Source organism: Streptomyces sp. NBC_00190 (assembly GCF_036203305.1).
GTDB lineage: Bacteria > Actinomycetota > Actinomycetes > Streptomycetales > Streptomycetaceae > Streptomyces.
This window is the reverse complement of the sequence record NZ_CP108131.1, coordinates 2,497,269-2,521,102: the sequence shown is the minus strand read 5'-3', so window position 1 is coordinate 2,521,102 and position 23,834 is coordinate 2,497,269. Positions and strand designations below refer to the sequence as shown.

Sequence of the window (23,834 nt, the reverse complement as noted above, 5' to 3'; positions counted from 1 at the left end):
CGCCGACACTTAGGACCCTCATGCCCCTTGACGAGGTCAAGGACGTCCGGACCCCGGACGCCGACACCACCGGACCCACCGAACCCGCCGGCATAGCCAAGCGCCGCGGCGGTGGCTGGGCCGCCCTGCGGCCGCTGCTCCTGCGCATGCACTTCTACGCGGGCCTGCTCATCGCCCCCCTGCTGTTCCTCGCCGCCGCCACCGGGCTGCTGTACGCCGGCTCCTGGCAGGCCGAGAAGATCATCTACTCCGACGAGCTGACGGTCGCCCAGGTCGGCGAGAGCCCGCTGCCGCTCAGCGCCCAGGTGGCGGCGGCCAAGGGTGCCGCGCCCCAGGGCGACATCGTCTCCGTGTGGCCCGCGCCCGAGGCCGACGCCACCACCCGCGTGATCATGGAGAGCAAGGGGCTCGCGGAGGGCGAGACCCTCACCGTGTTCGTCGACCCGTATACGGCCGAGGTGCGCGGGCAGCTCACCACCTCCGGCGACGCGCTGCCGCTGCGGGCCTGGCTGAGCGAGTTCCACTCCAGCCTCCAGCTCGGCGACTTCGGCCGGAACTACAGCGAACTCGCCGCGAGCTGGCTGTGGGTGGTCGCCCTCGGCGGCCTCGCCCTGTGGATCGGCCGCCGCCGCAAGCGCACGGCGGAGCTCGTCCTCCCCGCCCGCGGGGCCGAAGGCCGCCGCCGGACCCTGTCCTGGCACGGCGTGGTCGGCCTCTGGTCCGTCGCCGGGCTCGTCGTGCTCTCCGCCACCGGCCTGACCTGGTCGAAGTACGCCGGTGAGAACATAGGGCAGCTCCAGGACAGCCTCGGCGGGGCCACCCCCACCGTCTCCGCGAAGCTGAAGCCGGGCCCGGAGTCCGCCGGGGGCGACGAGCACGCGGGGCACACCATGGGCCCCGGCGAGGAGATGCCGCCGCCCGCCCCGACCGCCGACATCGGCATCGACCGCGCCGTCGAGGCCGCCCGGGCCGCCGGCGTCACCGAGTACCTCCAGGTGACGCTCCCGGCCAAGGGCAAGGGTTACGTGGTCAAGGAGAAGGACAAGCAGGTGCCGGTGCACCTGGACAGCGTCGCGATCGACCCCGCCGACGGCCGGGTCATGGACGAACTGCCCTTCGCCGACTACCCGCTGCTCGCCAAGATGACCCGCTTCGGCATCGACCTGCACATGGGCCTGACCTTCGGGCTCGTCAACCAGCTGGCCCTGGCCGCGCTCGCCGTCGCGCTGATGCTCCTCGTCTTCTGGGGCTACCGGATGTGGTGGCTGCGGCGGCCGACGAAGGACCGCAAGCTCTCCGTGGGCCGTGCCCAGCCGCGCGGCGCCTGGCGCAAGCTGCCCGTGTCGGTGCTGCTGCCGCTGGCCGCGGTGACGGCGGTGGTCGGCTGGTTCGTCCCGATGCTCGGGATCAGCCTCGTGGCGTTCCTCGCGGTCGACGTGCTGCTGGGCTTGGTGGCCCGGCGCCGTGTGAAGGCCGCGACCCCGGCCTAGGAAGACCCATCAAGCCGACGGGCCCGCACTCCCTCGGGAGTGCGGGCCCGTCGTGTACGGTCGGCGGCCCGTCAGGGCGCGTACTTGTAGCCCACCCGGCGCACCGTCTGGATCGCGCCGCGGTGGGCCGCGCCCAGCTTGCGGCGCAGACGGGCGATGTGGACGTCCACGGTCCGGCCGTCGCCGACGTGGCCGTAGCCCCAGACCGTGGTGACCAGCTGGTCCCGGCTGTGCACCCGGTGCGGGTGCTTCACCAGGTGGGTCAGCAGCTCGAACTCCAGGTAGGTCAGATCGAGTACGTGTCCGTCGACCTCGGCGGTGCGCTGCGCCGCGTCGATGCGGACCAGGGCGTCGCCCGTGGCGGCCGCGGGCTCGGGGGCGTACGCCGCCGCCGGGGCGGCGACGGCATGGGGGGCGAAGGCGACGGGCGACTGCTGGTCGGCCGGCACCAGGAGCAGGTAGCCGACCATCGGCGGCTGTCCGGGCGCCGTCGGGAGCGTGTGCTGGGGGGCGGGCAGCCAGGTGGCGCCGGGCGGGAGCAGGTCCACCACTCGGGACACCTCGTCCCGGTCCACGGAGCGCAGGCGGTGGCGCGGACTGGGCGGATAGGTCAGGGAAGCGGTCGCGGCGGAGGCGGCGGAAGTGATGGATCGGGTGTTCGCCATGAGTGGTCAGCTCTTTCACGCGGAGTGGTCGGCAGGGAGACGTACCTACGTCATCGATGTCGCACCGCGCAGACCGAAGGCCTGGGGGAAGGTCAGATGGGAGATCCCGGAGGCTTTAGAGGGCCGGCGCGTTCTTCGCGCGGCAACACACCCGGTCGAAATCATGGTCCTGACGGGACGGCCAGAACGGCTCGAGGTCGCTGCGACCTGACGAGGTGTGCGAATGGCTGGCCATGGGCCCATTCAAGCAGACGGACGCGTCCCGGGGCAGGCTCTGTCTCAGGTTGTGGATCCACATCTCATATTCCGGCACGGCACCCCTGGCAAGCCAGGACAAAACGGCAACTGCCCGCCGTGGCGCGCGCCAACGGGCAACGCCCGCCGGGCCTGGGCGGCGCGGCGGGCGTTGTCGGGCTGTTCGGGTGGAGCGGGGCGCTGCCGGTCCTCAGACCAGGCCGTCCTTCTCCAGGCCGGCGCAGCAGGTGTCCGTGATGAGGCGGGTCACCACGTACGGGTCCACGTTCGCGTTCGGGCGGCGGTCCTCGATGTAGCCCTTGCCGTCCTTCTCCACCTGCCACGGGATGCGCACCGAGGCGCCGCGGTCCGAGACGCCGTAGCTGAACTCGTTCCACGGGGCGGTCTCGTGCAGGCCCGTCAGACGCTCGTCGATGCCGGCGCCGTAGTTCTTCACGTGGTCCAGCGGCTTGCTGCCCTCGCCCAGCGCCTCGCACGCGGAGATGATCGCGCGGTAGTCCTCGCGCATCGCCTTCGTGGAGAAGTTGGTGTGCGCGCCCGCGCCGTTCCAGTCGCCCTTCACCGGCTTCGGGTTCAGCGTCGCGGAGACGTTGAAGTCCTCGGCGGTGCGGTAGAGCAGCCAGCGCGCGATCCACAGCTGGTCGGAGACCTCCAGCGGGCCGACGGGGCCGACCTGGAACTCCCACTGGCCGGGCATGACCTCGGCGTTGATGCCGGAGATGCTCAGGCCCGCCGCGAGGCAGTGGTCCAGGTGCTTCTCGACGATGTCACGGCCGAAGATCTCGTCCGAGCCGACGCCGCAGTAGTAGCCGCCCTGCGCGGCCGGGAAGCCGCCCACCGGGAAGCCGAGCGGGCGGATGCCGTCGAAGAAGGTGTACTCCTGCTCGATGCCGAAGATCGGCTCCTGGCCCGCGAACTTCTCGGCGACCGGGCGCAGCAGGGCGCGGGTGTTCGACTCGTGCGGGGTCATGTCGATGTTCAGGACCTCGCACAGGACGAGGAGGTTGTCCCCGCCGCGGATCGGGTCCGGGCAGGAGAAGACCGGCTGCAGGACGCGGTCGGAGGCGTGGCCCTCGGCCTGGTTCGTGCTCGATCCGTCGAAGCCCCAGATCGGCAGCGCGTCGCCGTCGGCCAGGACCTTCGTCTTGGAGCGAAGCTTCGCCGTCGGCTCGGTGCCGTCGATCCAGATGTACTCAGCCTTGTAGCTCACGGGCCCCATCCTCAGACTCTGCGGGTGCTGCTGGTCGCTGCTTCATCGCTGCGGTGATGACCGCAGCGTGCCCGCCCGCGATTTCCCTTCCGTTGCCCGTGTGTGAAGCCCGTGTTACCGACGTTTGCACCGCAGGTCGGGTGGGTTGTGCGGGCGGGGCGCGGGTCGGCGACGGAACACCCGTCCGAGTGGGGCAGACTGGTCGGGTGAGCATTTTGTCTGATGTGACCCCTTCCCCCGCAGGCCCGCCGCCCCGGATCGGGCTGCTGGGCACCGGTCCATGGGCCCACCGCACCCATGCCCCCGCGCTCGCCGCGCACACCGGCTCGGAGTTCGCCGGAGTGTGGGGCCGCCGGCCCGAAGCCGCGGCCGAACTGGCCGACACGTACGGCGTGAAGGTGTACGAAGACCCCGACGCGCTGTTCGCCGACTGTGACGCCGTGGCCTTCGCCCTGCCGCCGGACGTCCAGGCCCCGCTCGCCGTGCGCGCGGCCGCCGCCGGCTGCCACCTGCTGCTCGACAAGCCCGTCGCGACGACGGCCCGGGAGGCCCGGGCCGTCGCCGACGCCGCCGCGCGGCACGGGATCGCCTCCGTCGTCTTCCTCACCCTCCGCTTCGCCGAGCCCACCGCGGGCTGGGTCGCGGAACAGGCCGCCCGTCCGGGCTGGTTCACCGCGGCCGCCCACTGGCTCGGCGCCGTCTTCCCGCCCGACGGCACGCCCAGCGCGTACGCCGCCTCGCCCTGGCGCAAGGCCAAGGGCGGGCTGTGGGACGTCGGCCCGCACGCGCTGTCCGTACTGATCCCGATCCTCGGCGAGGTCACCGCCGTCAGTGCCACCCGCGGCCCCTCCGACGTGGTCCAGCTGGCCCTGCGCCACGCCTCCGGCGCGGCCAGCTCCGCCGTGCTCAGCCTGGGCGCGCCGCGCGCGGCCGCCGGGGTGGGGCTGGAGCTGCGCGGAACCGAGGGCGTACACACGCTGCCCGGCTGGAGCGACGTCCCCGGCGCCTACGGGCGCGCCCTCGACGCCCTGCTCACCGCGGCCCGGACGGGCACGCCGGATCCGTGCGGAGCGGAGTTCGGGGCCCGGCTCACGGAGATCCTGGTGGAGGCGGAGGCGCAGCTCCCTACTTGATCACGGCGTTGGCGACGATGATGGCCAGGCCGATGGTGGCGTCGGCCACGCCGATGAGCAGCGCGGAGGACATCCGGTAGCCGACCCGGCTCGCCACGAACACGCCCCAGCCGAACAGCAGGGCGGTGTTCAGGCCGAGGCCCACGGCGGTCACGCCGTAGGAGTCCCATTTCGTGAGCCCCGCGAGGACCAGCAGCAGCACGGTGGGGAGAGTGGCCGCGACGATCGGCCACTCGTGCCACAGCGCGCGGGCCAGCACCCGCCACCGGTGGCCGACGGAGCCCCGCTGGTGCGTGGTCATGTGGTGCGAGTAGCCGTGCGCGAGCCCGGCCGTGGCCGCCGTGACCAGCACCCAGCTGGCGTCGTAGTACGGGCTGAAGTCCCCGCCCTTCTGGTCGAGTGCGGCCAGCAGTCCGCTGGCCAGCACCGTCCCGTACACCCCGCCGAACATCCAGTCGGCACCCCGTCGTGGCGGAGGGAACGGCTGCCCGCCGGGGCTTGCCTGCGGCTGCTGCTGCTCGTTCACGCCGGGTCCTTTGGTGCGGTACGTACCTATTTGCTCTGGTCACCCTACGAGGTCACGGGTGAGGGCGGGGTGAGTGGCCGGGGAGTCACGCGGGCGGCTCCGGCGCGAAGACGGTGTGGGCGGCGGTCAGGAAGCGGTGGACGGTGTCCCGTTCGCCGGGGCCGAAGGAGTCCAGGACCTGGAGCAGCCCGTCGATGAACGGGCCGAAGAACTCCCGGCCCAGGCGGATCGCCTCCGGCTCCACGCGCAGCAGGATCCGGCGGCGGTCGCGGTCGTCGCGGACCCGGGCCACGTGGCCCAGCCGTTCCAGCCGGTCGATCACGGCGGTGGTGCCTGCCGAGTTGAGGCCGAGCCGGCCGCCGAGGAGGCCCGCCGTGGCCGGCTCGTCCGCGCGGGCCGCGTCCAGCAGGCAGATCAGGGCCCGTACGTCGGTGGGGTGCATGCCGTTGCGGGCGGCGAACTCCGTCTGGCGCAGGCCGAATTCGACGGTCACCGCCCGCAGCAGGTGCACCAGGTGCAGATCGTCGGGTTCCCGGTTGTCGTCCACGGCGCCTCCGGCCTAGAGTCTCTCGCTGAGCGAGATTATCGCCCAGCGAGGCATTGGAGCCAGCCATGTTCCGGACGTCTTCCTCCCGCACCGCTTCCGTCCCCACCGCTTCCTTCCGCACCGCCTACGACGAGGTGCTCGGCCTGTGGCCCGAACCGGTCGAGGCCGCCGTGCTGCCCACCCCGTACGGGGCCACCCGCGTCAACAGCTGCGGTCCGGCCGGAGCCCCGCCGCTGGTCCTGCTGCCGGGCGGCGGGGCCACTTCCACGGTGTGGGGAGCCTGCGCGGCGGCCGGGCTCGCGCGTACCCACCGGGTGCACGCCGTGGACCTGGTCGGGGACCCGGGGCTCAGTGTCCCGGCGCCCGAGCGGGCGCTGCGGGCCACCGGGGACCTCGTCGGCTGGCTCGACGCGGTCCTCGACGGGCTCGGCGACCGGGGCGGCCGGGGTCCCGTCACCCTCGGCGGGCACTCGTACGGGGCCTGGATCGCCGCCCATTACGCGGTCGCCGACGCCGGGCGGACCTCCGCCCGGCTCGACCGCCTCGTCCTGCTCGACCCGACCCAGGTCTTCGCCGGGCTCCGCCCCGGCTACGTGCTGCGCGCGCTCCCCGTGCTGGTCCGGCCCACCCCGGAGCGGATCCGCTCCTTCCTCGCCTGGGAGACCGGCGGGGCCCCGCTCGACCCGGCCTGGCTCCGGCTCCAGGACGAGACGGCCGCCTTTCCCGCCGTCCGGCCGGTGACCGGTCCGCGCCCGGACCTGACCGGGCTTCGGGAGCTGCCGGTCCGCATCCTGTTCGCGGGCCGCACCCGCTGCCACGATGCCGCCCGCGCGGCCCGGGCCGCGCGCGACGCGCTGCCGGGCGCGCGTGTCGAGGTACTGCCGGGGATCTCGCACCACGCTCTGCCGCTGACCGCGGCCCCGGAGATCGCCCGCCTGTTCGACGCCTAGGTGTGTCCAGCGCGCCGCCACCGTGACGACCGAAACGGCCCTTATTTTCCTGACATGTCCTCCAGTCCAGCCATCGCTGCCCCACCCGTCACGAGCCAGCCGCGTCTGCTGTACGACGCCTGTCCGCTCTGCTCCGCCGCCGAGATCTCCGCGCTGAGGACCGGCGACTGCTCGGGCCATCCGCTCTACAAGCCGGTGGTCGGGCCGGCCATCGTCTGGATGCGCTGCGCCCCCTGCGGACACGTCTTCACCGACGGCTACTTCACGGACGAGGTCTCGGCGGAGATCTTCTCCTCGACCAACCCGAACCAGCAGCCGGGCGCGGGGTTCGAGCAGAACCGCTACATCTCGGCCCGCATCGTGGAGCGCGTCGCGCGCTACGTCGCGGACGGCTGCTGGCTCGACGTCGGTTTCGGCAACGGATCGCTGCTGTTCACGGCGCAGGAGTGGGGCTTCGAGCCCCAAGGCCTCGATCTGCGGCCCTCGACCGCCGAGGGGCTGCGCCGGCTCGGCATCGAGGCGCACTGCGCCGACCTCACGTCGCTCGACGCGCCCGGCCGGTACTCCGTGATCAGCCTGGCCGACGTGCTGGAGCACATGCCGTACCCCGGCGAGGGCCTGGTCGCCGCGCACCGCTTGCTGCGGGAGGACGGCGTGATCTTCGCGTCGATGCCCAACTACGACTGCGCGGTGTGGCGGCTGCTGGACGCGGCCGACGCCAACCCCTACTGGGGGGAGCTGGAGCACTTCCACAACTTCAGCCGCCCGCGCCTCTACGAGCTGTTGGCCGAGCACGGTTTCGAGCCCCTGCACTACGCGGTCAGCGAGCGCTACCGCGCGTGCATGGAGGTCATCGCCCGCCGCGTCTAGGCGGTGCGGGACATCGCCTCGCGGACGGCCTCCTCGGAGCGGGCGACCACGGCCGTGCCGTCCTCGGCGGTGATGATCGGGCGCTGGATCAGCTTCGGGTGCGCGGCCAGGTGCGCGATCCAGCGGCCCCGGGCGGCGTCGGTCTCCTCGCGCGGCAGGTCCGGTACCCCCGTCTCCTTGGCCAGCGGGTCCGAGGTGCGCGTGATGTCCCACGGCTCCAGCCCGAGGCGGCCGAGCACCTCGCGGATCTCGTCCTCGGAGGGCACGTCCTCCAGGTAGCGGCGCACCGTGTAGTCGGCGCCCTCCGCGTCCAGCAGGGTCAGCGCGCTGCGGCACTTGGAACAGGCGGGGTTGATCCAGATCTCCATGGTGCCCAGCCTATCCAGAGCCTGCCCGGCCAGGGCTTTTGTCAGTGGTCGCCGGTAAAATCGAGGGAGAACGACAGGAAGCCAACTACCGTTTGGGAGGCTGTAGATGGCCACTGCCACCACCATTGCGCACGTCAAGAAGAAGCCGCTGCCGGCGGGGCTGCCCCGCGAGTGGTACGAGAGCCACAACCGTCGGCTGAAGGCGATGCGGCTGGCGATATCCCTGCTCGACTCGGGGACTTATGACGCCCGGCGCGCCACCAACCGGAAGATCCGGACGATGGCCGTCCGGACGGGGATCCACCGGCCGTCCAATGTCACCTGCAAGATGGTGCGCGCGTTCATCGTCAGCGCCGGCTGACCCCGCCGAGCGGGGCGGGCGTCGACCCGCCGGGGCCACGGTCCCGGCGGGCTCCCGCTCACTTCTCCTTGAAGACGATGTCCCGGGAAGGGTGGGTCATCCTCACGGTGTTGTCGTCGGTGACCTCGACGATGTGGTGCATACCGCGCAGGAGCTTCCCGGAGTCGGGCAGGAGGCGGTACTCGTCGTCCGCGGCTCCTGCCAGATAGGCGCGGAAGCAGTCCAGTGACGCGTCGGGAGCCTTGAAGTCCAGGTAGTCCTTCAGGCGGCGGAACAGCTTCGGCAGGATCACCGCGCCGGTGTCGTCGTCCGTGAGCGAGGCCATTCCGTGGACCGTCACCCCGGTGAGGGTCTTGTCGGCCTTCCACACGCCCTTCGACGACGCCCTCGCCTTCTCCGAGGCGTCGGTGAGGAGTTCGCGCAGGTAATCGGGCAGGCCCGAGTAGAAGGTCGGGTAGGCCAGGCCGAGCAGGAGCAGGCGGTGGTTGGCGGTCCTCTCCAGCAGGTCGTCGTCGACCCCGGTCCAGTAGCCGCTGTACACGGGCGGGGTGCCCTTGCCGACGAAGGCCACGCAGCGGCCGTAGTCGTCGGCCCCTCGGGTGAGGATCCAGCCGTTCACGGTGTCCGGCGTGGTGGCGACGGTCTCGTCCTCGTCGCGCAGGACGGTCTCGAACCCGAGGAACTTCAGCAGCTGGTCCGCGGCCTCGTGGGCGAGGCCCCGCGGCTGGTGCTCGATGTGCGGCTTCTTCTCGCCGTAGTGGGTCTCCAGCGCGTCGATTCCTTCGAGCCGGATGCTCACGCGGCCGTCGGCCTTGGGCACGATCTTCTCGCTCCCGGGCACGAGCTTCCAGTCGGCCACGTTGTCCGGGATGAACGGGAGGGTGTCGCCGTCCGGCTTGGCGCCCCCCTCCACCTTGAACTTTCCTCTGATCAGCAGCATGGCCATGGCGACTCCCATCCTGGCGTCACTGTGGGTGTTCACTGGTTACGCACAGTACACATCTCGGCGCCCGTCGAGGTCATTCCGCGCCCGCCGGGCCGGGAAGTGTCAGCAGCAGCAGGGCCACGTCGTCACGCGGGCCGCCGTCCGTGAAGGCCGCGAGGTCCCGCCACACCGCCCCCACCAGGCCCGCCGGCTCCCTCGCCATCACGGGCAGCCGCGCGGACAGCGGATAGAACTGCCCCGACACGTCCCGGGCCTCCGTCACCCCGTCGGTGTGCAGCAGGAACCGGTCCCCTGGCCGCACCGCCAGCTCGGCAACCGGCGGCAGGGTCAGACCCGCGAGCCCCAGGCCCAGCGGCGGCCCCGGCTCCACGGCCACCTCGTCGACCGCCGGCCCGCGCAGCCGCAGCGCGGGCGGATGCCCGCACGAGACGAGCCGTACGAAGTCCAGCCCGGGCGGGAACTCCAGCAGCAGCGCCGTCGCGAACAGCTCGGGGTGCTCGTCGGAGGCGGCCGCCGAGTCTGCGACCAACCGCCGGTCCAGCCGGGCCGCGACCGCCGCCAGCCCGGCGTCGTCGAGCACCCCCTCGCGGAAGGCCCCGAGCAGCGCCGCCACCGTGGCGACCGCCGCCAGGCCGTGCCCCTGCACGTCGGCGACCAGCGCCCGCACCCCGTGCGGTCCCGCCCGTACGTCGTACAGGTCGCCGCCGACCAGGGTGCCGTGCTGCGCCGCCCGGTAGAGGCCGGAGCAGCGCACCGGACCCACCTGTTCCGGCAGCGGCGGGAGGACCGCCAGCTGAGCCGCCTCCGCCACCGTCCGCACGCTGACCAGCTGCGTGTCCCGGCGCTGCCGGACCCAGGCGATCACCACGCTCAGCAGCCCGATGACGGCCACCGTGGCCAGGTCCGTCCCCCGCGCGTGGCCGACACCGAGGGAGGGCGATCCCAGCAGTACGAGGACGAGCGCGGCGAAGAACGCGGTCCCGCCCGGCCCGTACGCGAAGGCGGCCACCGGTGGCAGACCGGCCAGGAAGAACCCGAGCTCGACGTCGCCCGGGGTGAGCATCTGCGCGAGGACCAGCCCCACCAGGGCCGCCGCGGGCGCGATCCGGGCCCAGCGCGGCGGCGGCTCCCCGTGCAGCCTGCCCGGTTCCTCGCGTCCGCCTCTCACACCTCCACCCTGGTACGGGGGGCGGGCCCGCGCACCCGGACCGGCGGCCGGGTGGCCCTGCCGGTCCCCTGCCGCGACAGTGGTGGCGTGACGGAAGACGATTCCCCGACACGGGCGCACATCGAGGCCCACGGCAGCGGTGGCGGCGGCTCGCAGAGCGCGGAGATCAGCACACGGCTGAACTGGCTGCGGGCGGGGGTGCTCGGCGCCAACGACGGGATCATCTCCACCGCCGGCCTGGTGGTCGGCATGGCCGGGGCCACCACCTCACGCGCGGCGATCCTGGCGGCGGGCGTCGCCGGACTGCTGTCGGGATCGCTGTCCATGGCGGCGGGGGAGTACGTCTCCGTCAGCTCGCAGCGGGACTCCGAACGGGCCGCGCTGGACTTGGAACGGCGGGAGCTGGCCGAGGAACCGGAGGCGGAGCTCGACGAACTCACCGACCTGCTGGTCGCCCGCGGGCTCAGCCGGCAGCTGGCCCGGGAGGCCGCCGAGCAGCTGACGGAACGGGACGCGCTGCGGGCCCATGCCCGGGTGGAGCTCGGCATCAACCCCGACGAGCTGGCCAACCCGTGGCACGCGGCCTTCGCCAGTCTCGTCGCGTTCACGGTGGGCGCGCTGCTGCCGCTGCTGGCGATCCTGCTTCCCGGGCCGTCGGCCCGGGTTCCGGTCACGGTGGCGGCCGTCCTCGCCGCGCTCACCCTGTGCGGTGTGATCAGTGCCCGCCTGGGCGGCGCCCCCACGCTCCGCGCGGTCCTGCGCAACGTCGCCGGGGGCGCCCTGGCCATGTCCGTCACCTACGCGGTGGGCACCTGGCTCGGCACGGCGACCTGACCCCGCCCGCGCCCGGGCTCCGTGCCGGGGCGGGGGCGGATCCGCCAGGATGGGGGCATGCGCATCGCAGTCACTGGTTCGACCGGGCTCATCGGCAGCGCCCTCGTGCGGTCCCTCCGGGAAGACGGGCACGAGGTGGTCCGGTTCGTGCGACGGGAGCCCACGTCCGCGGACGAGGCGCGGTGGGATCCCGCCCGCGGCCACGTCGACCCCGGCGGGCTGGCCGGCTGCGGGGCCGTCGTGCATCTGGCCGGGGCCGGGGTCGGGGAGCACCGGTGGACCTCCGCGTACAAGAGGGAGATCCGCGACAGCCGGGTACTGGGCACCGCCACGATCGCGAACGCCCTCGCCGCCCTCGACGAGCCGCCCGCCGTGTTCGTCAGCGGTTCGGCCGTCGGCTATTACGGGGACACCGGCGACCGCACCGTCGACGAGGACGCCCCCGCCGGGCACGGCTTCCTGCCCTCGGTCTGCGTGGAGTGGGAGGCGGCCGCGCAGCCCGCCCGGGCCGCCGGGATCCGGACCGCCTTCGCCCGTACCGGCCTCGTCGTCGCCCGCGAGGGCGGAGCCTGGGGCCGGCTGTTCCCGGTGTTCCGCGCCGGCATCGGCGGCCGGCTCGGCAACGGCCGCCAGTACTGGTCGTACATCTCCCTCCGGGACGAGATCGCGGCCCTGCGCCACATCATCGACACCCCCTCCCTCGAAGGCCCCGTCAACCTCACGGCCCCCGAGCCGCTGACCAACCGCCAGGTCACGGCCGCCATGGCCCGGGTGCTGCACCGGCCCGCGCTGCTGCCCGTACCGGCGGTGGCCCTGCGCGTCGTGCTCGGGGAGTTCGCCGAGGACGTGACCGGCAGTCAGCGGGCCGTGCCCGCCCGGCTGCTGGAGTCCGGCTTCGTCTTCCGCGACCCCGGCATCGAGCAGGCCATCCGCGCCGCCATGTAGGGGCGTGCGACCGCCGTACGACCGCCGTGCGACCGTTCGTGACCCGGATGCGACCGCCGTGCGACCGGATCCGACCGTAATACCCGGTCGAACTCGGGTTCCCCTGGTGCCCGTTGGGGGAAGAAGGACTCCCACACAGCCGCGCCGACCTCGGGGAGGGGCACGTGCTCAATGCGGACGTCGTCATCGTAGGAGCCGGAGTCTCAGGACTCGCGGCCGCGCACCACCTGATCGCAGCGGGGGTCACGGTCACCGTCCTGGAGGCCGCGGGCGACCCCGGCGGCCGGATGGCCACCGTTTCGGCCGACGGGTTCCGGCTGGACCGGATCGGCCAGTTGCTCAACACCTCGTACACGGAGCTCGAACGCACCCCCGGCCTCCAGGACCTCACGCTGAGGTCCTTCGCGCCCGGGGTCCTGGTCCACACCGACGGCAAACAGCTCCGGGCCGGAGCCCTCACCCCCGCCCGCGCCCTCGCCAGCGGCTCCCTCGACCAGGCGCGCCTCAGCGCCGCCCTCGGGCGGCTGGCCGCCCTGCCCGAGGAACGCCTGCTCGCCCGGCCCGAACGCACCGCGCTCGCAGCATTGCGCACCCGCGGCCTGCCGCCGCGCACCGTGACCGGCGTGCTCCGGCCGCTGCTCTCCACCCTGCTCCGCGACCCGGAACTCACCACCTCCAGCCGCGTCGCCGACCTCGCCCTGCGCGGCTTCGCCCGCGGCCGCCTCGCCGTGCCCGAGGGAGGGGCGGCGGCCCTGCCCGACCTGCTCGCCGGCGCCCTGCCGCCCGGCACCGTCCGCACCGGGGTCCGGGTCCGGTCGGTGGCGACCAACCTCGTCACCACCGAGGAGCACGGCGACTTCGGCTGCCGCTCCGTGCTTCTGGCCACCGGGGCCCGGGCCGCCGCCGAACTCCTGCCCGGCCTGCGGGTGCCCGGCTTCCACGAGGTCACCGTCCTGCACCACGCCACCGCCGCGCCCCTGCCCTGGGACGGGTCGCTGCTGCTGGACGGCGACCCCAAGTGGCCCGTCTCGCACACCACCGTGATGAGCGCGGTCGACCCGACGCGGGCCCCGGCCGGCCGGAGCCTGGTCACCACCACCGTGCTCGGCCCGCCGCCGCCCACGCGTACGGTCGCCTCGCGCCTCGCCCGGCTCTACGACACCAGCACCCGGGACTGGGAGCTGCTGGCCGTCCACCACACCCCGGAGGCCGTCCCCGCCATGCCCCCGCCGTACGACGTGCGCCGCCCGGTGCGCGTCCTGGCCGGGCTGTACGTGTGCGGGGACCACCGCGACACGAACACCGTCCAGGGCGCCCTCCACTCGGCCCGCCGCGCCACCACCGCCGTCCTGCGCGACTTCGGCATCCCGCTCCCGGCGGCGCCGGAGCCCGTACTCCCGGTGGCGGCCTGAGGCAGCCACACCCCTCCTGGCGCGATGAGGGGCCCGGCATCGCACGGGGGAGCCGGGCCCCGGGTTCACGACAAGGCCGCGACCCGGTCGCGGTAGCTCCGCACGGCCGAGGCGTCGCGGTACGGCTCCAGCCGGCGCTCGAAGTCCCGTACGTACTCCACCGCGCGCACCGACCGCATCTCCATCGCCTGCTGCGCCGCCTCGGCGCCCAGCGCGCACGCCTGGTCCAGCTCACCCAGCCCCAGCCGCGCCGTGGCCAGCACCACCCGGCAGAACAGCCGGGACCGCGCGAACCCCGGCGCCCGCAACTGCAGCGAGCGCTCCGCGTGCTGCGCCGAAGCCCGGTACTGCTGCAGGTCCCGGTGGCAGTGCCCGAACTCGTCGGCCAGCTGCGCCTCGTCGAAGTACCGCGCCCAGTGCGGCACGTCGTCCCCGGGCCGGGCCGCGCCGATCGCCCGCTCGGCGCGCACCAGCGAGGCCGTCGCCGCCCGTACCTCGCCGAGCACCGCGTGCCCGCGCGCCTCCGCCGAGTGCAGCAGCGCCTGCACCACCGGCGGCGGGCCGGAGCCGACGCCCTGCTGGGCGACGCGGGCCAGCTGCACCGCCTCCCGGCCGTGGCCCAGGTAGACCGCCTGCCGGCTCATGGTGACCAGCACGTACGAGCCGTACGGGCGGTCCCCGGCCGCCTGCGCCAGGCGCAGTGCCTGCACGAAGTACCGCTGGGCGAGTCCGTGCGCGGCGATGTCGTACGAGGTCCAGCCCGCGAGCCGGGTCAGATCGGCGGCGGCCGAGAACAGCCGCCGCCCGGTGGTCTCCCCGTAGGTCCCGCGGAGCATCGGCTCGGCCTCGTGCTCCAGGTAGCGCACGAGCGCCTGCCGGGCGTGCCCGCCGCCGTAGGCGTGGTCCAGGGTGCGGAACAGCTCGCTCACCGAGCGCAGTGCCGCGATGTCCCCGCCCGTCACCCGCTGCCCGGGCGCGCGGTCGATCTGCCGCTGCCGGGGCACCGCGGCCCGACCCTGCACGGGGACCCGGACCACGGACGGCTCCGCGCCCCGCCCCACCCGTTCGTCGGCCCGCCCGATCAGCCAGTCCCGGCTGGGCACGACGAGCCCGGCCGGGGTGAAGGCGATCTTCCGGAGCTCGGCGTGGGAGCCCGAGTCCTTGCGCCACAGCCCGCTCGCGATGTCGACGGCCTCCTCCGGGGTGGCCGCGAACTCCAGTCCCGCGTACACGGGAGCGCACGCGTCCAGGCCCAGGTCCTGCGCGGAGAGCCGTCGGCCGAGGCGTCTGGTGAAGACCTCGGCGATGAGCGCGGGGGTGGTTCCGCGCGGCTGCTGGCCGCGCAGCCACCGGGTCACGGAGGTCTTGTCGTAGCGCAGATCGAGACCGTGCTCCAGGCCTAGCTGGTCGACGCGGCGGGCGAGCCCGGCGTTGGAGAACCCGGCTTCCGCGATCAGTGTCGCGAGCTGCCTGTTGGGGACGCGCTGGGCAGGTCGTTCCGTCATCGGCTCCACGGTCTCCTGACGTGACGGACCGGAGTCCCGGCCCTGTGAACGGCGTGAATGTAGCGGCGAACTCCGCCCGGGCCGCCCTCTCTGCCCTACATTCATCCGATCGTGTGCAGAATGGATGGGGCCCTTTACGGACCGAACCCCTCCGCCCGCATAGGCTGCGGCCCATGACCCGCCGGACCCACCGGGCGCGCCTTCCCGACGAGCGTCCCGAATCCACCGCTCCGCTTCCCCCGCCCGAGTTGACGGAGGCGGAGTGCAGGCGTTGCGGCACGTACATCGCGGGTCTCGACGGCCGGTACGCCTGCGGGGTGTGCGGCTGGGTCAACGACCACTCCGAGGGGCACCGGCGGCTGCCGCGGGCCGATGAGGATCCGGACCGGCCGAAGGGCAGGCGCCGTCCGAAGCAGCTGCCGTGGCCCCTGCAGGAACCCGCACCGGAGCCCGTCCCGCAGCCCGCGCCCGAACCCCCGCACGAGCCCGCGCCCGGGCCTCCGGAGGGGCCGCCGTACTCTTGCTGAGTGCGATACGTGCACACAGCAGGTTCAACGAGGAGGCGCTGCGGTGGCTGAGCTTGGGTTTGTCCATCTGGGCTTCGGGCCGGAATCCGTCGAGTACACCCAGGCCTGGGAAGAGCAGCGCCGGGTGCACGCCGCCCGCTTCGCGGACGAGATCGAGGACACCTGCCTGCTGGTGGAGCACCTGCCGGTCTACACCGCCGGCCGGCGCACCGCCCCCAGCGAGCGCCCGCTCGACGGCACGCCCGTCGTCGACGTGGACCGCGGCGGCAAGATCACCTGGCACGGCCCCGGCCAGCTGGTCGGCTACCCGATCATGAAGCTGCCCCGCCCGGTGGACGTGGTCGCCCACGTCCGCCGCTTGGAGGACGCGCTGATCCGCACCGCCGCCGAGTTCGGCCTGGAGACCACCCGCGTCGAGGGCCGTTCCGGCGTCTGGGTCCTGGGCGACCCCGTCGAGGAGCGCCCCAAGCTCGGCGGCCTCTCGCTCGAATTCGACCCCCGGCTGCACGACGAGGAGTTCGACGCGCGGCTCAACGGCCCCGAGTACGCCCCGTCCAACGCCGGCCAGCGCCGCGAGGACCGCAAGCTCGCCGCCATCGGCATCCGGGTCGCCAAGGGCGTCACGATGCACGGCTTCGCGATCAACGTGAACCCTGACAACACCTGGTTCGACCGGATCGTCCCCTGCGGCATCCGGGACGCCGGTGTGACCTCGCTCTCGTACGAACTGGGCCGGGAGATCACCATCGCCGAGGTGGTTCCGGTCATCGAGCGCCACCTGAAGGACGTACTGGAGCACGCGGAGCTGCGGCCCCGGGAGATCGAGACGGCCGCCGGCTGACGGCCGGGGAATGGGTCCGGCGCCCCCCAGGTTGGCGGACGTAAGAGCGTACGAATTTACGGGCGTACCCTGGTGGGCGCCGAAGAATCGAAGTCACAGGGAGCCGGTCGTGTCCGCAGTCGCACCCGACGGACGCAAGATGCTGCGCCTGGAGGTCCGTAACAGCCAGACCCCCATCGAGCGCAAGCCCGAGTGGATCAAGACCCGGGCGAAGATGGGTCCCGAGTACACCAAGATGCAGGCCCTGGTGAAGGGCGAAGGACTGCACACGGTGTGCCAGGAAGCCGGCTGTCCGAACATCTACGAATGCTGGGAGGACCGCGAGGCCACCTTCCTCATCGGTGGTGACCAGTGCACCCGGCGCTGTGACTTCTGCCAGATCGACACGGGCAAGCCCGAGGCGCTGGACCGCGACGAGCCGCGGCGCGTCGGCGAGTCCGTGGTCACGATGGACCTGAACTACGCCACCATCACGGGCGTCGCGCGCGACGACCTGGCCGACGGCGGCGCCTGGCTGTACGCGGAGACCGTGCGCCAGATCCACCAGCAGACGGCGGGCCGCGAGGCCGGCCACACCAAGGTCGAGCTGCTGGCCCCCGATTTCAACGCGGTCCCGGAGCTGCTGGAGGAGGTCTTCGCCTCCCGCCCCGAGGTCTTCGCGCACAACGTCGAGACGGTGCCGCGGATCTTCAAGCGGATCCGCCCCGGCTTCCGCTACGAGCGCTCCCTCGAAGTGATCACCAAGGCGCGCGCCTACGGCCTGGTCACCAAGTCGAACCTGATCCTCGGCATGGGCGAGGAGCGCGAGGAGGTCTCGCAGGCCCTGAAGGACCTGCACGAGGCCGGCTGCGAGCTCATCACCATCACCCAGTACCTGCGGCCCTCGCCGCGGCACCACCCCGTCGAGCGCTGGGTGAAGCCGGCCGAGTTCGTCGAGCTGGCGAAGGAGGCCGAGGAGATCGGCTACTCCGGCGTCATGTCCGGTCCGCTGGTCCGGTCGTCGTACCGGGCGGGTCGTCTTTACGCGCAGGCGATGGAGAAGCGCAGCCGAGCCGGAGCGTAGGTTGCGGGTCTGCCCGAGGCACGAGGGCGGGCACGCGGCCGGAGCGGTGGCGAGGTGGAGCTCGACCGGGAACCGAGGAGCGCAGCCACGCCGGAGCGTGAACCCGCGTGGCAAGCGTGTGAACTCGCACACAAAACATTACTAGGCAGTAATACCGCACAGGCGCGGCCCCTAGGCTCTTTCGAGGAAGAGCCCGGCGGGCCGCGTCAGTCTTTGCAACGTGTCAATCACATTTGACCGACCGGTCACGCCCTGGTAACACCGAACAGTGACGCTGAATCCACGCACCGCAATCGCACTGCCGACGTGAGTTCCGTGAAAGGGATCGACATCATGCAGGCCGCGCCCGTACGCGCCATCGCCATCCCGACGCTCTCCGACGCCTTCCGGGGCATCGAGTCGCTGCTCATGAGCGGCGCCCGGCGCAACGCCTGGACGGCGGTGCTGGAGGACCGCCGCCGGGCCAAGGACCGGGTCGAAACCGAACACGTACTTGAGGCCGCGGCGACCCGGACCCCGCAGGCCACGTAAACTTCGCTGTATGGCGAGGAAGTCAAACGCAGAGACTGCTGCGAACCCCGGGCGACTGAAGCAGATCGCCCTGACGTACAAGATGACGCGCAAGGCCGACCCGAAGGTCGGTCTGATCGTCGCGGGCGTGGGAATCGTCACCTTCGGTGTCTTTCTTGCGATCGGCTTCCTGATCGACCACCCGGTCTACCTGGGCATTCTGGGCTTCCTGGTGGCGTTCCTCGCGATGGCGATCGTCTTCGGGCGACGAGCCGAGCGGGCTGCCTTCGGGCAGATGGAGGGACAGCCGGGCGCGGCCGCGGCCGTACTGGACAACGTGGGCCGGGGCTGGACGACCACCCCGGCGGTCGCGATGACCCGGCAGCAGGACATCGTCCACCGGGCCGTCGGCAAGGCCGGCGTCGTGCTGATCGCCGAGGGCAACCCGAACCGCGTGAAGCCGCTGCTCGCGAACGAGAAGAAGAAGCTGGCCCGGATCATGCCGGACGTGCCGGTGCACACCTTCATCGTGGGTACGGGCGAGGGCGAGGTGCCGCTCAAGAAGGTGCGCACCACCCTGCTCAAGCTGCCGCGCGTGCTGGCCGGACCGCAGATCACCCAGGTCAACGACAAGCTGCGGGCCATGGGTGACCTCATGAGCAACATGCCGCTGCCGAAGGGCCCGATGCCGAAGGGCATGAAGATGCCGCGCGGCGGGAAGATGCGCTGACCCGCTGACCTGATTTTCGTATACGACACAGGGGCGCCCCCCGAGCCGCGCGGCTCGGGGGGCGCCCCTGTGTCCGTGTCGTCGTGTGTGCCGTCCTGCCCGTCCTGCCTGCCTGCCGCAGGCCTCAGATGCGCACCTGGACGGCGCGCGCGAGCCGGTCGTGCAGGCCGCGGCCGTCACGGTCCCAGATCAGCGCGGGGATGACCAGGGCCAGCAGCAGCGTGCGCACGATCACCCGGACGGCGCCGAGGCGGCCGCCGTCCTCCGAGATCACTCGGATCCCCACGATCCGCTTGCCGGGGGTGAAGCCCACGGTGCCGACCGTGAGGATGCTCAGGGCCAGGAAGAGCCACAGCGTCCAGCTGCGCGCGGCGGCCATGTCGCCGCCCGTGACCAGCCCGTAGGCGATCAGCAGGCAGCCGGTCCAGTCGAGGGCGACACCCGCGAGCCGGCGGCCGAACCGGGCCACGGACCCGGGCCCCTGCTGAGGCAGGCCGAGCCGTTGGCCCGGATGGCCGAAGTCGACGCCCATCTCCTCCGCGGCCGCGCGGGGGCCGGAGAGCCAGGATCCGAATGCTTGCCTGTTGTCCACCCGACCACGGTACCGGTGCTGCCTCACGGCCTTCGGACGGGACCCTGGTTAACGTGTGCGAAACAAATGGGTCATGCTTGAGAAATCCCGTCTGCTTATGGTCGGGTCAGCGTGCGGCACCGCACTGACGCACCACGAGCTATGCAACCCGTCCCTCCCCCGGGGCCGGGAGTAGGAGGAGTTGGATGTTCCAGAACGCCGACGAAGTGAAGCAGTACATCGAGGAGAACGACGTCAAGTTCGTCGACGTCCGCTTCTGCGACCTGCCTGGTGTGATGCAGCACTTCACCATCCCGGCGCGGGCGTTCGACCCGGCGGAGGAGCTCGCCTTCGACGGCTCCTCGATCCGCGGCTTCCAGGCCATCCACGAGTCCGACATGGCTCTGCGTGCCGACATCACCACGGCCCGCCTGGACCCGTTCCGCCGTGACAAGACGCTGAACATCAACTTCTTCATCCACGACCCGATCACGGGTGAGGCCTACAGCCGCGACCCGCGCAACATCGCGAAGAAGGCCGAGGCGTACCTCGCCTCCACCGGCATCGCCGACACCGCGTTCTTCGGCCCCGAGGCCGAGTTCTACGTGTTCGACAGCGTGCGCTTCGCGACCTCCGCGAACGAGGGCTTCTACCACATCGACTCCGAGGCCGGCGCCTGGAACACCGGTTCCGAGGAGAACAACCGCGGCTACAAGGTCCGCTACAAGGGTGGTTACTTCCCCGTAGCCCCGGTCGACCACTTCGCCGACCTGCGCGCCGAGATCTCCCTCGAACTGGACGCCCAGGGCCTCCAGGTCGAGCGCCAGCACCACGAGGTCGGCACCGGTGGCCAGGCCGAGATCAACTACAAGTTCAACACGCTGCTCGCCGCGGCCGACGACCTGATGCTCTTCAAGTACGTCGTGAAGAACGTCGCCTGGCGCAACGGCAAGACCGCGACCTTCATGCCGAAGCCGATCTTCGGTGACAACGGCTCGGGCATGCACGTGCACCAGTCGCTGTGGGCCAACGGCGACCCGCTGTTCTACGACGAGGCCGGCTACGCGGGCCTGTCGGACACCGCCCGCTACTACATCGGCGGCATCCTCAAGCACGCCCCGTCGCTGCTGGCGTTCACCAACCCGACGGTGAACTCGTACCACCGCCTGGTGCCGGGCTTCGAGGCGCCGGTCAACATGGTGTACTCGCAGCGCAACCGCTCCGCCGCCATGCGCATCCCGATCACGGGCTCGAACCCGAAGGCCAAGCGCGTCGAGTTCCGCGCCCCGGACCCGTCGTCCAACCCGTACCTCGCCTTCTCGGCGCTGCTGCTCGCGGGCCTCGACGGCATCAAGAACAAGATCGAGCCGATGGAGCCGATCGACAAGGACCTCTACGAGCTCTCGCCCGACGAGCACGCGAGCGTCCCGCAGGTCCCGACCAGCCTCGAGGACGTCCTCAAGGCGCTGGAGGCGGACCACGAGTACCTCCTGGCCGGCGGTGTCTTCACCCCCGACCTGATCGAGACCTGGATCGACTACAAGCGCACGCACGAGATCGCCCCGATCGCGCAGCGTCCGCACCCGCACGAGTTCGAGCTCTACTTCGACCTGTAAAAACGCTGTAAAAATGCCTGGTGAAAGGCCCCCCGCCGCACTCCTCGGAGCGCGGCGGGGGGCCTTTCTGCTTTGACAGCGCGACGAGCCCGAGTGAGGGTTGAAATGTCCTAAAGGCCGAATAAGCGAAACGTGTTCGGAGGTGCGTGAACATGCGCCGTAGGATCATCGCGGCTGCCATGGCGGGCGCCGCAGGAGTCGCCATCGGTCTGATGCCGGTCGGCACCGCCTCGGCCACTTCCACCGGTGGCGGTACGTGGAGGTGCTCGGACGGGCGCTGGAGCGACTGGCGCTGGGACGAGTGCTGCAACCGCGACTGGCGCGACCGCCCCAGCTGGTGCTGGGACGACGGCGGAGTCGGCGGCGACGGCCGTAACAACCGCTACGACTGGGGCTACTGGAACGACTCGAACTGGAACGACTCGGGCCGTGGCGGTGACGGCGGCAACTGGAACTGGAACGACTCGGGCCGTGGCGGTGACGGCGGCAACTGGAACTGGAACGATTCCGGCAGCGGCGGTGACGGCGGCAACTGGAACTGGAACGACTCCGGCGGCAACGGTGACTGGGGCAACGGCCGTGGCGGTGACGGCGGCGGCAGCGGTGACTGGGGCAATGGCGGTGGCGGCGACGGTGGCGGAGGCTGGGGCGGCGGCCGCTGACGCCTGTGAGGACACAGAGGGCCACCGGGCGGACCAGATGCCCCTGCCGCGCTGACGATCAGCGCAGCAGGGGCATCGCGCCGGTGAGGTCGTGCAGGCAGCGGACCGCGAGTTCGGCCGGGGAGCCGGGGCCCGACACCGGGTCGTCCGTCGTCGACCACAGCTCCAGCGAGATCCGGATCGCGTCCGTCGCCGCCGCGGCGAGCAGGCGGACGCCCAGAGGGTCCGCCTCGGCGCCGGCCAGCCGGGCGACCACCGGGACCAGGCGCTCCTCGGAGTCCTGGTTCACCCGGTACCAGACCGCCCGCAGGGCCTCGTCGGTCGCCGCCGCGCGCAGCAGGCCGCGGGTCACCTCCAGGCCCTCCTCGACCGTCTGGGAGTCGCTCAGTGACCGCCTGACGGCGCGCTCCAGGGCCTCGGCGAGGGGGGTGCCGGGATCCTCCTCGGCGAGCAGCGCGCGCCAGGCGTCGCCGCCGCCCGCCAGCAGCGGGGCCACCGCCTCCTGCTTGTTGCGGAAGTAGCGGTAGAACGTGCGCAGCGCCACCCCCGCCCGGTGGGCGATGTCCTCGGCGGTCGTGCCGTCGGGGCCGTGCGCGGCGAACAGTTCGCAGGCCGCGCGGGCGATGTCGAGCTGGGTGGCGGCCTTGCGGCGCTCGGTCAGCGACTGGGCTCCGGGGTCGGCCTGGGGGGAGTACGGGCGAGGGGATCTCACGGGGTGAAGCCTACCTCCCGGTACCACGACATATTGCAGTGATTGCCACTCTGGCAAAGCGTGTCATCGCTTCGGTACGCTCACCCCCATGAACCGTTTCGAAGGACGTCGCGTCCTCATCACCGGCGGCGGCTCCGGCATCGGCCGCGCCACCGTCCACCGCATCCTCGCCGAGGGCGGCCGCGTCCACACGGTGGACGTCAGTGAAACCGGCCTGGGTGAGACCGCCGGCCAGGCCGCCGCTGCCGGAGTCGCGGACCGCCTCACCACCGGCGTCCTGGACATATCCGACGAGAGCGCCGTCAAGGAGGGCGTGGCCGCCGCCGTCGGCACGCTCGGCGGGATCGACGTACTGGTCAACGCGGCCGGCATCCTGCGCTCCGCCCACACCCACCAGACCACGCTCGACTTCTGGAACAAGATCATCGCGGTCAACCTGACCGGCACCTTCCTGATGATCCGGGAGTCGCTCCCGGCGCTGCTGGCGGGCGACCGGCCGGTCGTCGTGAACTTCAGCTCCACCTCGGCGTCCTTCGCGCACCCCTACATGTCCGCCTACGCGGCCAGCAAGGGCGGCATCCAGTCCATGACCCACGCGCTGGCCGCCGAGTACAGCAAGCAGGGCCTGCGCTTCGTCTCCGTCGCGCCCGGCTCCATCGAGAGCGGCATGACCACCGGGACCGGCCCCGGCCTGCCCGAGGACACCGACTGGTCCCTCTTCGCCAAGCTCGCCCCGGCCATCGGCCAGGGCTTCGCCGGCCCGCAGACCGTGGCCGGCGTCGTCGCCATGCTGGCGTCCGAGGACGGCGCCTTCATCACCGGTACGGAGATCCGCATCGACGGCGGCACGCACTACTGAGCAGCGCCGTCAGCTTCTGAAGCGGTCCCAGAGCCGGGGGAAGCGCTCCGCGAGCACGGCTTCGTTCTCGAAGTCCAGCGGGGTGCCCTCCGGCTCTGCCGGTTGCAGCGGCACGCCCAGATCCGGCGCCACCACCCCGGTCAGCTGCTCGTACGCCTCGTCGGCCGCGTACCCCAGCTCCTCGCCGTCCCCGTCGATCTCCTCGTCGAAGTCGCCCAGCAGCTCCGCCAGATGGTCCGGGTCGTGCACCCCGCCCTCGAACACCTCCCGCCCCTGGCCGATCAGCCAGCAGCGGAAGTAGTCGAACGCGTCGTCGCTCGCGCCGTCGAGCAGCACCCAGGCCGCGCCCCACAGGTCCCAGGTGTACGCCCGGTTGTACCGGGACTCGAAGTGCCGGGCGAAGTCCAGGACGGAGTCGGGGTCGAGCTGCGCCAGCCGCTCCACGAGCAGCTCGGCGTGCTCCTCGGGGTCGCCTTCGGCGGCCTCGCGGGTACGGTCGACGATCTCCCAGAACTCCGTCTCGTCCATCACCGCTCCAGCATCACGGGTCCGACCCGC

Annotated in this window: 27 protein-coding genes; 16 read left to right on the top strand and 11 right to left on the bottom strand. The window is 72.2% G+C overall.

Annotated features, from left to right (window positions below; all coding sequences use genetic code 11):
* Nucleotides 1-20 precede the first annotated feature (20 nt).
* Nucleotides 21-1,490 (top strand): PepSY-associated TM helix domain-containing protein, encoded by a 1,470-nt coding sequence (locus tag OG429_RS12265; protein WP_405680026.1) that lies wholly within the window; start codon nucleotides 21-23, stop codon nucleotides 1,488-1,490.
* 71 nt (nucleotides 1,491-1,561) lie between these two features.
* On the opposite strand, the gene OG429_RS12260 is transcribed toward OG429_RS12265, so the two are convergent.
* Entirely contained in the window at nucleotides 1,562-2,155 is a 594-nt protein-coding gene (locus tag OG429_RS12260) for a winged helix-turn-helix domain-containing protein (protein WP_328925342.1), read from the bottom strand.
* Between the two features lie 445 nt (nucleotides 2,156-2,600).
* On the bottom strand, nucleotides 2,601-3,620 hold the full coding sequence (gene glnII, locus OG429_RS12255; protein WP_328925341.1) for a glutamine synthetase: 1,020 nt from the start codon (nucleotides 3,618-3,620) through the stop codon (nucleotides 2,601-2,603).
* 212 nt (nucleotides 3,621-3,832) lie between these two features.
* Between glnII and OG429_RS12250 the strand changes: the two genes are divergently transcribed.
* Nucleotides 3,833-4,753, top strand: a complete 921-nt coding sequence (locus OG429_RS12250) for a Gfo/Idh/MocA family protein (RefSeq protein ID WP_328930249.1) — start codon at nucleotides 3,833-3,835, stop codon at nucleotides 4,751-4,753.
* On the opposite strand, the gene OG429_RS12245 is transcribed toward OG429_RS12250, so the two are convergent.
* Both OG429_RS12245 and OG429_RS12240 read right to left on the bottom strand, forming a co-directional pair.
* The gene (locus OG429_RS12245; protein ID WP_328925340.1) at nucleotides 4,746-5,279 is read right to left on the bottom strand and encodes a hypothetical protein; all 534 of its coding nucleotides are present in this window, start codon (nucleotides 5,277-5,279) and stop codon (nucleotides 4,746-4,748) included. The genes OG429_RS12250 and OG429_RS12245 overlap by 8 nt on opposite strands.
* A gap of 85 nt (nucleotides 5,280-5,364) precedes the next feature.
* Nucleotides 5,365-5,826 (bottom strand): MarR family transcriptional regulator, encoded by a 462-nt coding sequence (locus tag OG429_RS12240; RefSeq protein WP_328925339.1) that lies wholly within the window; start codon nucleotides 5,824-5,826, stop codon nucleotides 5,365-5,367.
* Nucleotides 5,827-5,891: 65 nt separating this feature from the next.
* Between OG429_RS12240 and OG429_RS12235 the strand changes: the two genes are divergently transcribed.
* Nucleotides 5,892-6,776, top strand: a complete 885-nt coding sequence (locus OG429_RS12235) for an alpha/beta fold hydrolase (RefSeq protein ID WP_328925338.1) — start codon at nucleotides 5,892-5,894, stop codon at nucleotides 6,774-6,776.
* A 54-nt stretch (nucleotides 6,777-6,830) separates the two neighbouring features.
* Nucleotides 6,831-7,646, top strand: coding sequence for a class I SAM-dependent methyltransferase (locus OG429_RS12230; protein WP_328925337.1), 816 nt, complete (start codon nucleotides 6,831-6,833; stop codon nucleotides 7,644-7,646).
* On the opposite strand, the gene OG429_RS12225 is transcribed toward OG429_RS12230, so the two are convergent.
* Nucleotides 7,643-8,014, bottom strand: coding sequence for an ArsC/Spx/MgsR family protein (locus tag OG429_RS12225; protein ID WP_328925336.1), 372 nt, complete (start codon nucleotides 8,012-8,014; stop codon nucleotides 7,643-7,645). The genes OG429_RS12230 and OG429_RS12225 overlap by 4 nt on opposite strands.
* A gap of 106 nt (nucleotides 8,015-8,120) precedes the next feature.
* Here OG429_RS12225 and OG429_RS12220 point away from each other — a divergent pair, with 106 nt between their 5' ends.
* A complete protein-coding gene (locus OG429_RS12220; RefSeq protein ID WP_328925335.1) occupies nucleotides 8,121-8,375 on the top strand; it encodes a hypothetical protein in 255 nt (84 codons plus the stop codon).
* A 58-nt stretch (nucleotides 8,376-8,433) separates the two neighbouring features.
* Here OG429_RS12220 and OG429_RS12215 read toward each other — a convergent pair whose 3' ends face one another.
* Together OG429_RS12215 and OG429_RS12210 are read right to left on the bottom strand one after the other, a co-directional pair.
* Nucleotides 8,434-9,357, bottom strand: a complete 924-nt coding sequence (locus tag OG429_RS12215; RefSeq protein ID WP_328925334.1) for a thermonuclease family protein — start codon at nucleotides 9,355-9,357, stop codon at nucleotides 8,434-8,436.
* 37 nt (nucleotides 9,358-9,394) lie between these two features.
* Nucleotides 9,395-10,489: a PP2C family protein-serine/threonine phosphatase gene (locus tag OG429_RS12210; protein WP_328925333.1), complete on the bottom strand. Its 1,095-nt coding sequence runs from the start codon at nucleotides 10,487-10,489 to the stop codon at nucleotides 9,395-9,397.
* Between the two features lie 87 nt (nucleotides 10,490-10,576).
* Between OG429_RS12210 and OG429_RS12205 the strand changes: the two genes are divergently transcribed.
* The 3 genes from OG429_RS12205 (at nucleotide 10,577) to OG429_RS12195 (ending at nucleotide 13,680) form a co-directional block, all read left to right on the top strand.
* Nucleotides 10,577-11,323, top strand: coding sequence for a VIT1/CCC1 transporter family protein (locus OG429_RS12205; RefSeq protein WP_405921317.1), 747 nt, complete (start codon nucleotides 10,577-10,579; stop codon nucleotides 11,321-11,323).
* Nucleotides 11,324-11,380: 57 nt separating this feature from the next.
* Complete coding sequence (locus OG429_RS12200) at nucleotides 11,381-12,268, top strand: TIGR01777 family oxidoreductase (protein WP_328925332.1); 888 nt, start codon at nucleotides 11,381-11,383, stop codon at nucleotides 12,266-12,268.
* A gap of 164 nt (nucleotides 12,269-12,432) precedes the next feature.
* Nucleotides 12,433-13,680, top strand: a complete 1,248-nt coding sequence (locus tag OG429_RS12195; protein ID WP_328925331.1) for an NAD(P)/FAD-dependent oxidoreductase — start codon at nucleotides 12,433-12,435, stop codon at nucleotides 13,678-13,680.
* A 65-nt stretch (nucleotides 13,681-13,745) separates the two neighbouring features.
* Here OG429_RS12195 and OG429_RS12190 read toward each other — a convergent pair whose 3' ends face one another.
* A complete protein-coding gene (locus OG429_RS12190) occupies nucleotides 13,746-15,185 on the bottom strand; it encodes a regulator (protein WP_328925330.1) in 1,440 nt (479 codons plus the stop codon).
* A gap of 173 nt (nucleotides 15,186-15,358) precedes the next feature.
* On the opposite strand from OG429_RS12190, the gene OG429_RS12185 reads away from it, so the two are divergent.
* The 5 genes from OG429_RS12185 to OG429_RS12165 all read left to right on the top strand — a co-directional run bounded on the left by OG429_RS12185 (nucleotide 15,359) and on the right by OG429_RS12165 (nucleotide 18,856).
* A complete protein-coding gene (locus tag OG429_RS12185) occupies nucleotides 15,359-15,712 on the top strand; it encodes a hypothetical protein (RefSeq protein ID WP_328925329.1) in 354 nt (117 codons plus the stop codon).
* 43 nt (nucleotides 15,713-15,755) lie between these two features.
* The gene (gene lipB / locus OG429_RS12180) at nucleotides 15,756-16,553 is read left to right on the top strand and encodes a lipoyl(octanoyl) transferase LipB (protein WP_328925328.1); all 798 of its coding nucleotides are present in this window, start codon (nucleotides 15,756-15,758) and stop codon (nucleotides 16,551-16,553) included.
* Between the two features lie 109 nt (nucleotides 16,554-16,662).
* Nucleotides 16,663-17,616: a lipoyl synthase gene (lipA, locus tag OG429_RS12175; protein WP_328925327.1), complete on the top strand. Its 954-nt coding sequence runs from the start codon at nucleotides 16,663-16,665 to the stop codon at nucleotides 17,614-17,616.
* Nucleotides 17,617-17,949: 333 nt separating this feature from the next.
* Nucleotides 17,950-18,147 carry an SCO2195 family GlnR-regulated protein gene (locus OG429_RS12170; protein ID WP_069923792.1) on the top strand — a complete coding sequence of 66 codons (198 nt, stop codon included), beginning with the start codon at nucleotides 17,950-17,952 and terminating at the stop codon, nucleotides 18,145-18,147.
* A gap of 10 nt (nucleotides 18,148-18,157) precedes the next feature.
* The gene (locus OG429_RS12165) at nucleotides 18,158-18,856 is read left to right on the top strand and encodes a DUF4191 domain-containing protein (RefSeq protein WP_328925326.1); all 699 of its coding nucleotides are present in this window, start codon (nucleotides 18,158-18,160) and stop codon (nucleotides 18,854-18,856) included.
* A 124-nt stretch (nucleotides 18,857-18,980) separates the two neighbouring features.
* Here OG429_RS12165 and OG429_RS12160 read toward each other — a convergent pair whose 3' ends face one another.
* Nucleotides 18,981-19,448, bottom strand: coding sequence for an RDD family protein (locus OG429_RS12160; RefSeq protein ID WP_328925325.1), 468 nt, complete (start codon nucleotides 19,446-19,448; stop codon nucleotides 18,981-18,983).
* 185 nt (nucleotides 19,449-19,633) lie between these two features.
* On the opposite strand from OG429_RS12160, the gene glnA reads away from it, so the two are divergent.
* Together glnA and OG429_RS12150 are read left to right on the top strand one after the other, a co-directional pair.
* A complete protein-coding gene (gene glnA, locus OG429_RS12155; RefSeq protein WP_328925324.1) occupies nucleotides 19,634-21,043 on the top strand; it encodes a type I glutamate--ammonia ligase in 1,410 nt (469 codons plus the stop codon).
* A 152-nt stretch (nucleotides 21,044-21,195) separates the two neighbouring features.
* On the top strand, nucleotides 21,196-21,705 hold the full coding sequence (locus OG429_RS12150; protein WP_328925323.1) for a hypothetical protein: 510 nt from the start codon (nucleotides 21,196-21,198) through the stop codon (nucleotides 21,703-21,705).
* 58 nt (nucleotides 21,706-21,763) lie between these two features.
* Here OG429_RS12150 and OG429_RS12145 read toward each other — a convergent pair whose 3' ends face one another.
* Nucleotides 21,764-22,417 (bottom strand): TetR family transcriptional regulator, encoded by a 654-nt coding sequence (locus tag OG429_RS12145; RefSeq protein ID WP_328925322.1) that lies wholly within the window; start codon nucleotides 22,415-22,417, stop codon nucleotides 21,764-21,766.
* An 88-nt stretch (nucleotides 22,418-22,505) separates the two neighbouring features.
* Between OG429_RS12145 and OG429_RS12140 the strand changes: the two genes are divergently transcribed.
* Nucleotides 22,506-23,276 (top strand): SDR family NAD(P)-dependent oxidoreductase, encoded by a 771-nt coding sequence (locus OG429_RS12140; protein WP_328925321.1) that lies wholly within the window; start codon nucleotides 22,506-22,508, stop codon nucleotides 23,274-23,276.
* Nucleotides 23,277-23,285: 9 nt separating this feature from the next.
* Here OG429_RS12140 and OG429_RS12135 read toward each other — a convergent pair whose 3' ends face one another.
* Nucleotides 23,286-23,807 (bottom strand): DUF4240 domain-containing protein, encoded by a 522-nt coding sequence (locus OG429_RS12135; RefSeq protein ID WP_328925320.1) that lies wholly within the window; start codon nucleotides 23,805-23,807, stop codon nucleotides 23,286-23,288.
* Nucleotides 23,808-23,834: the final 27 nt, after the last annotated feature.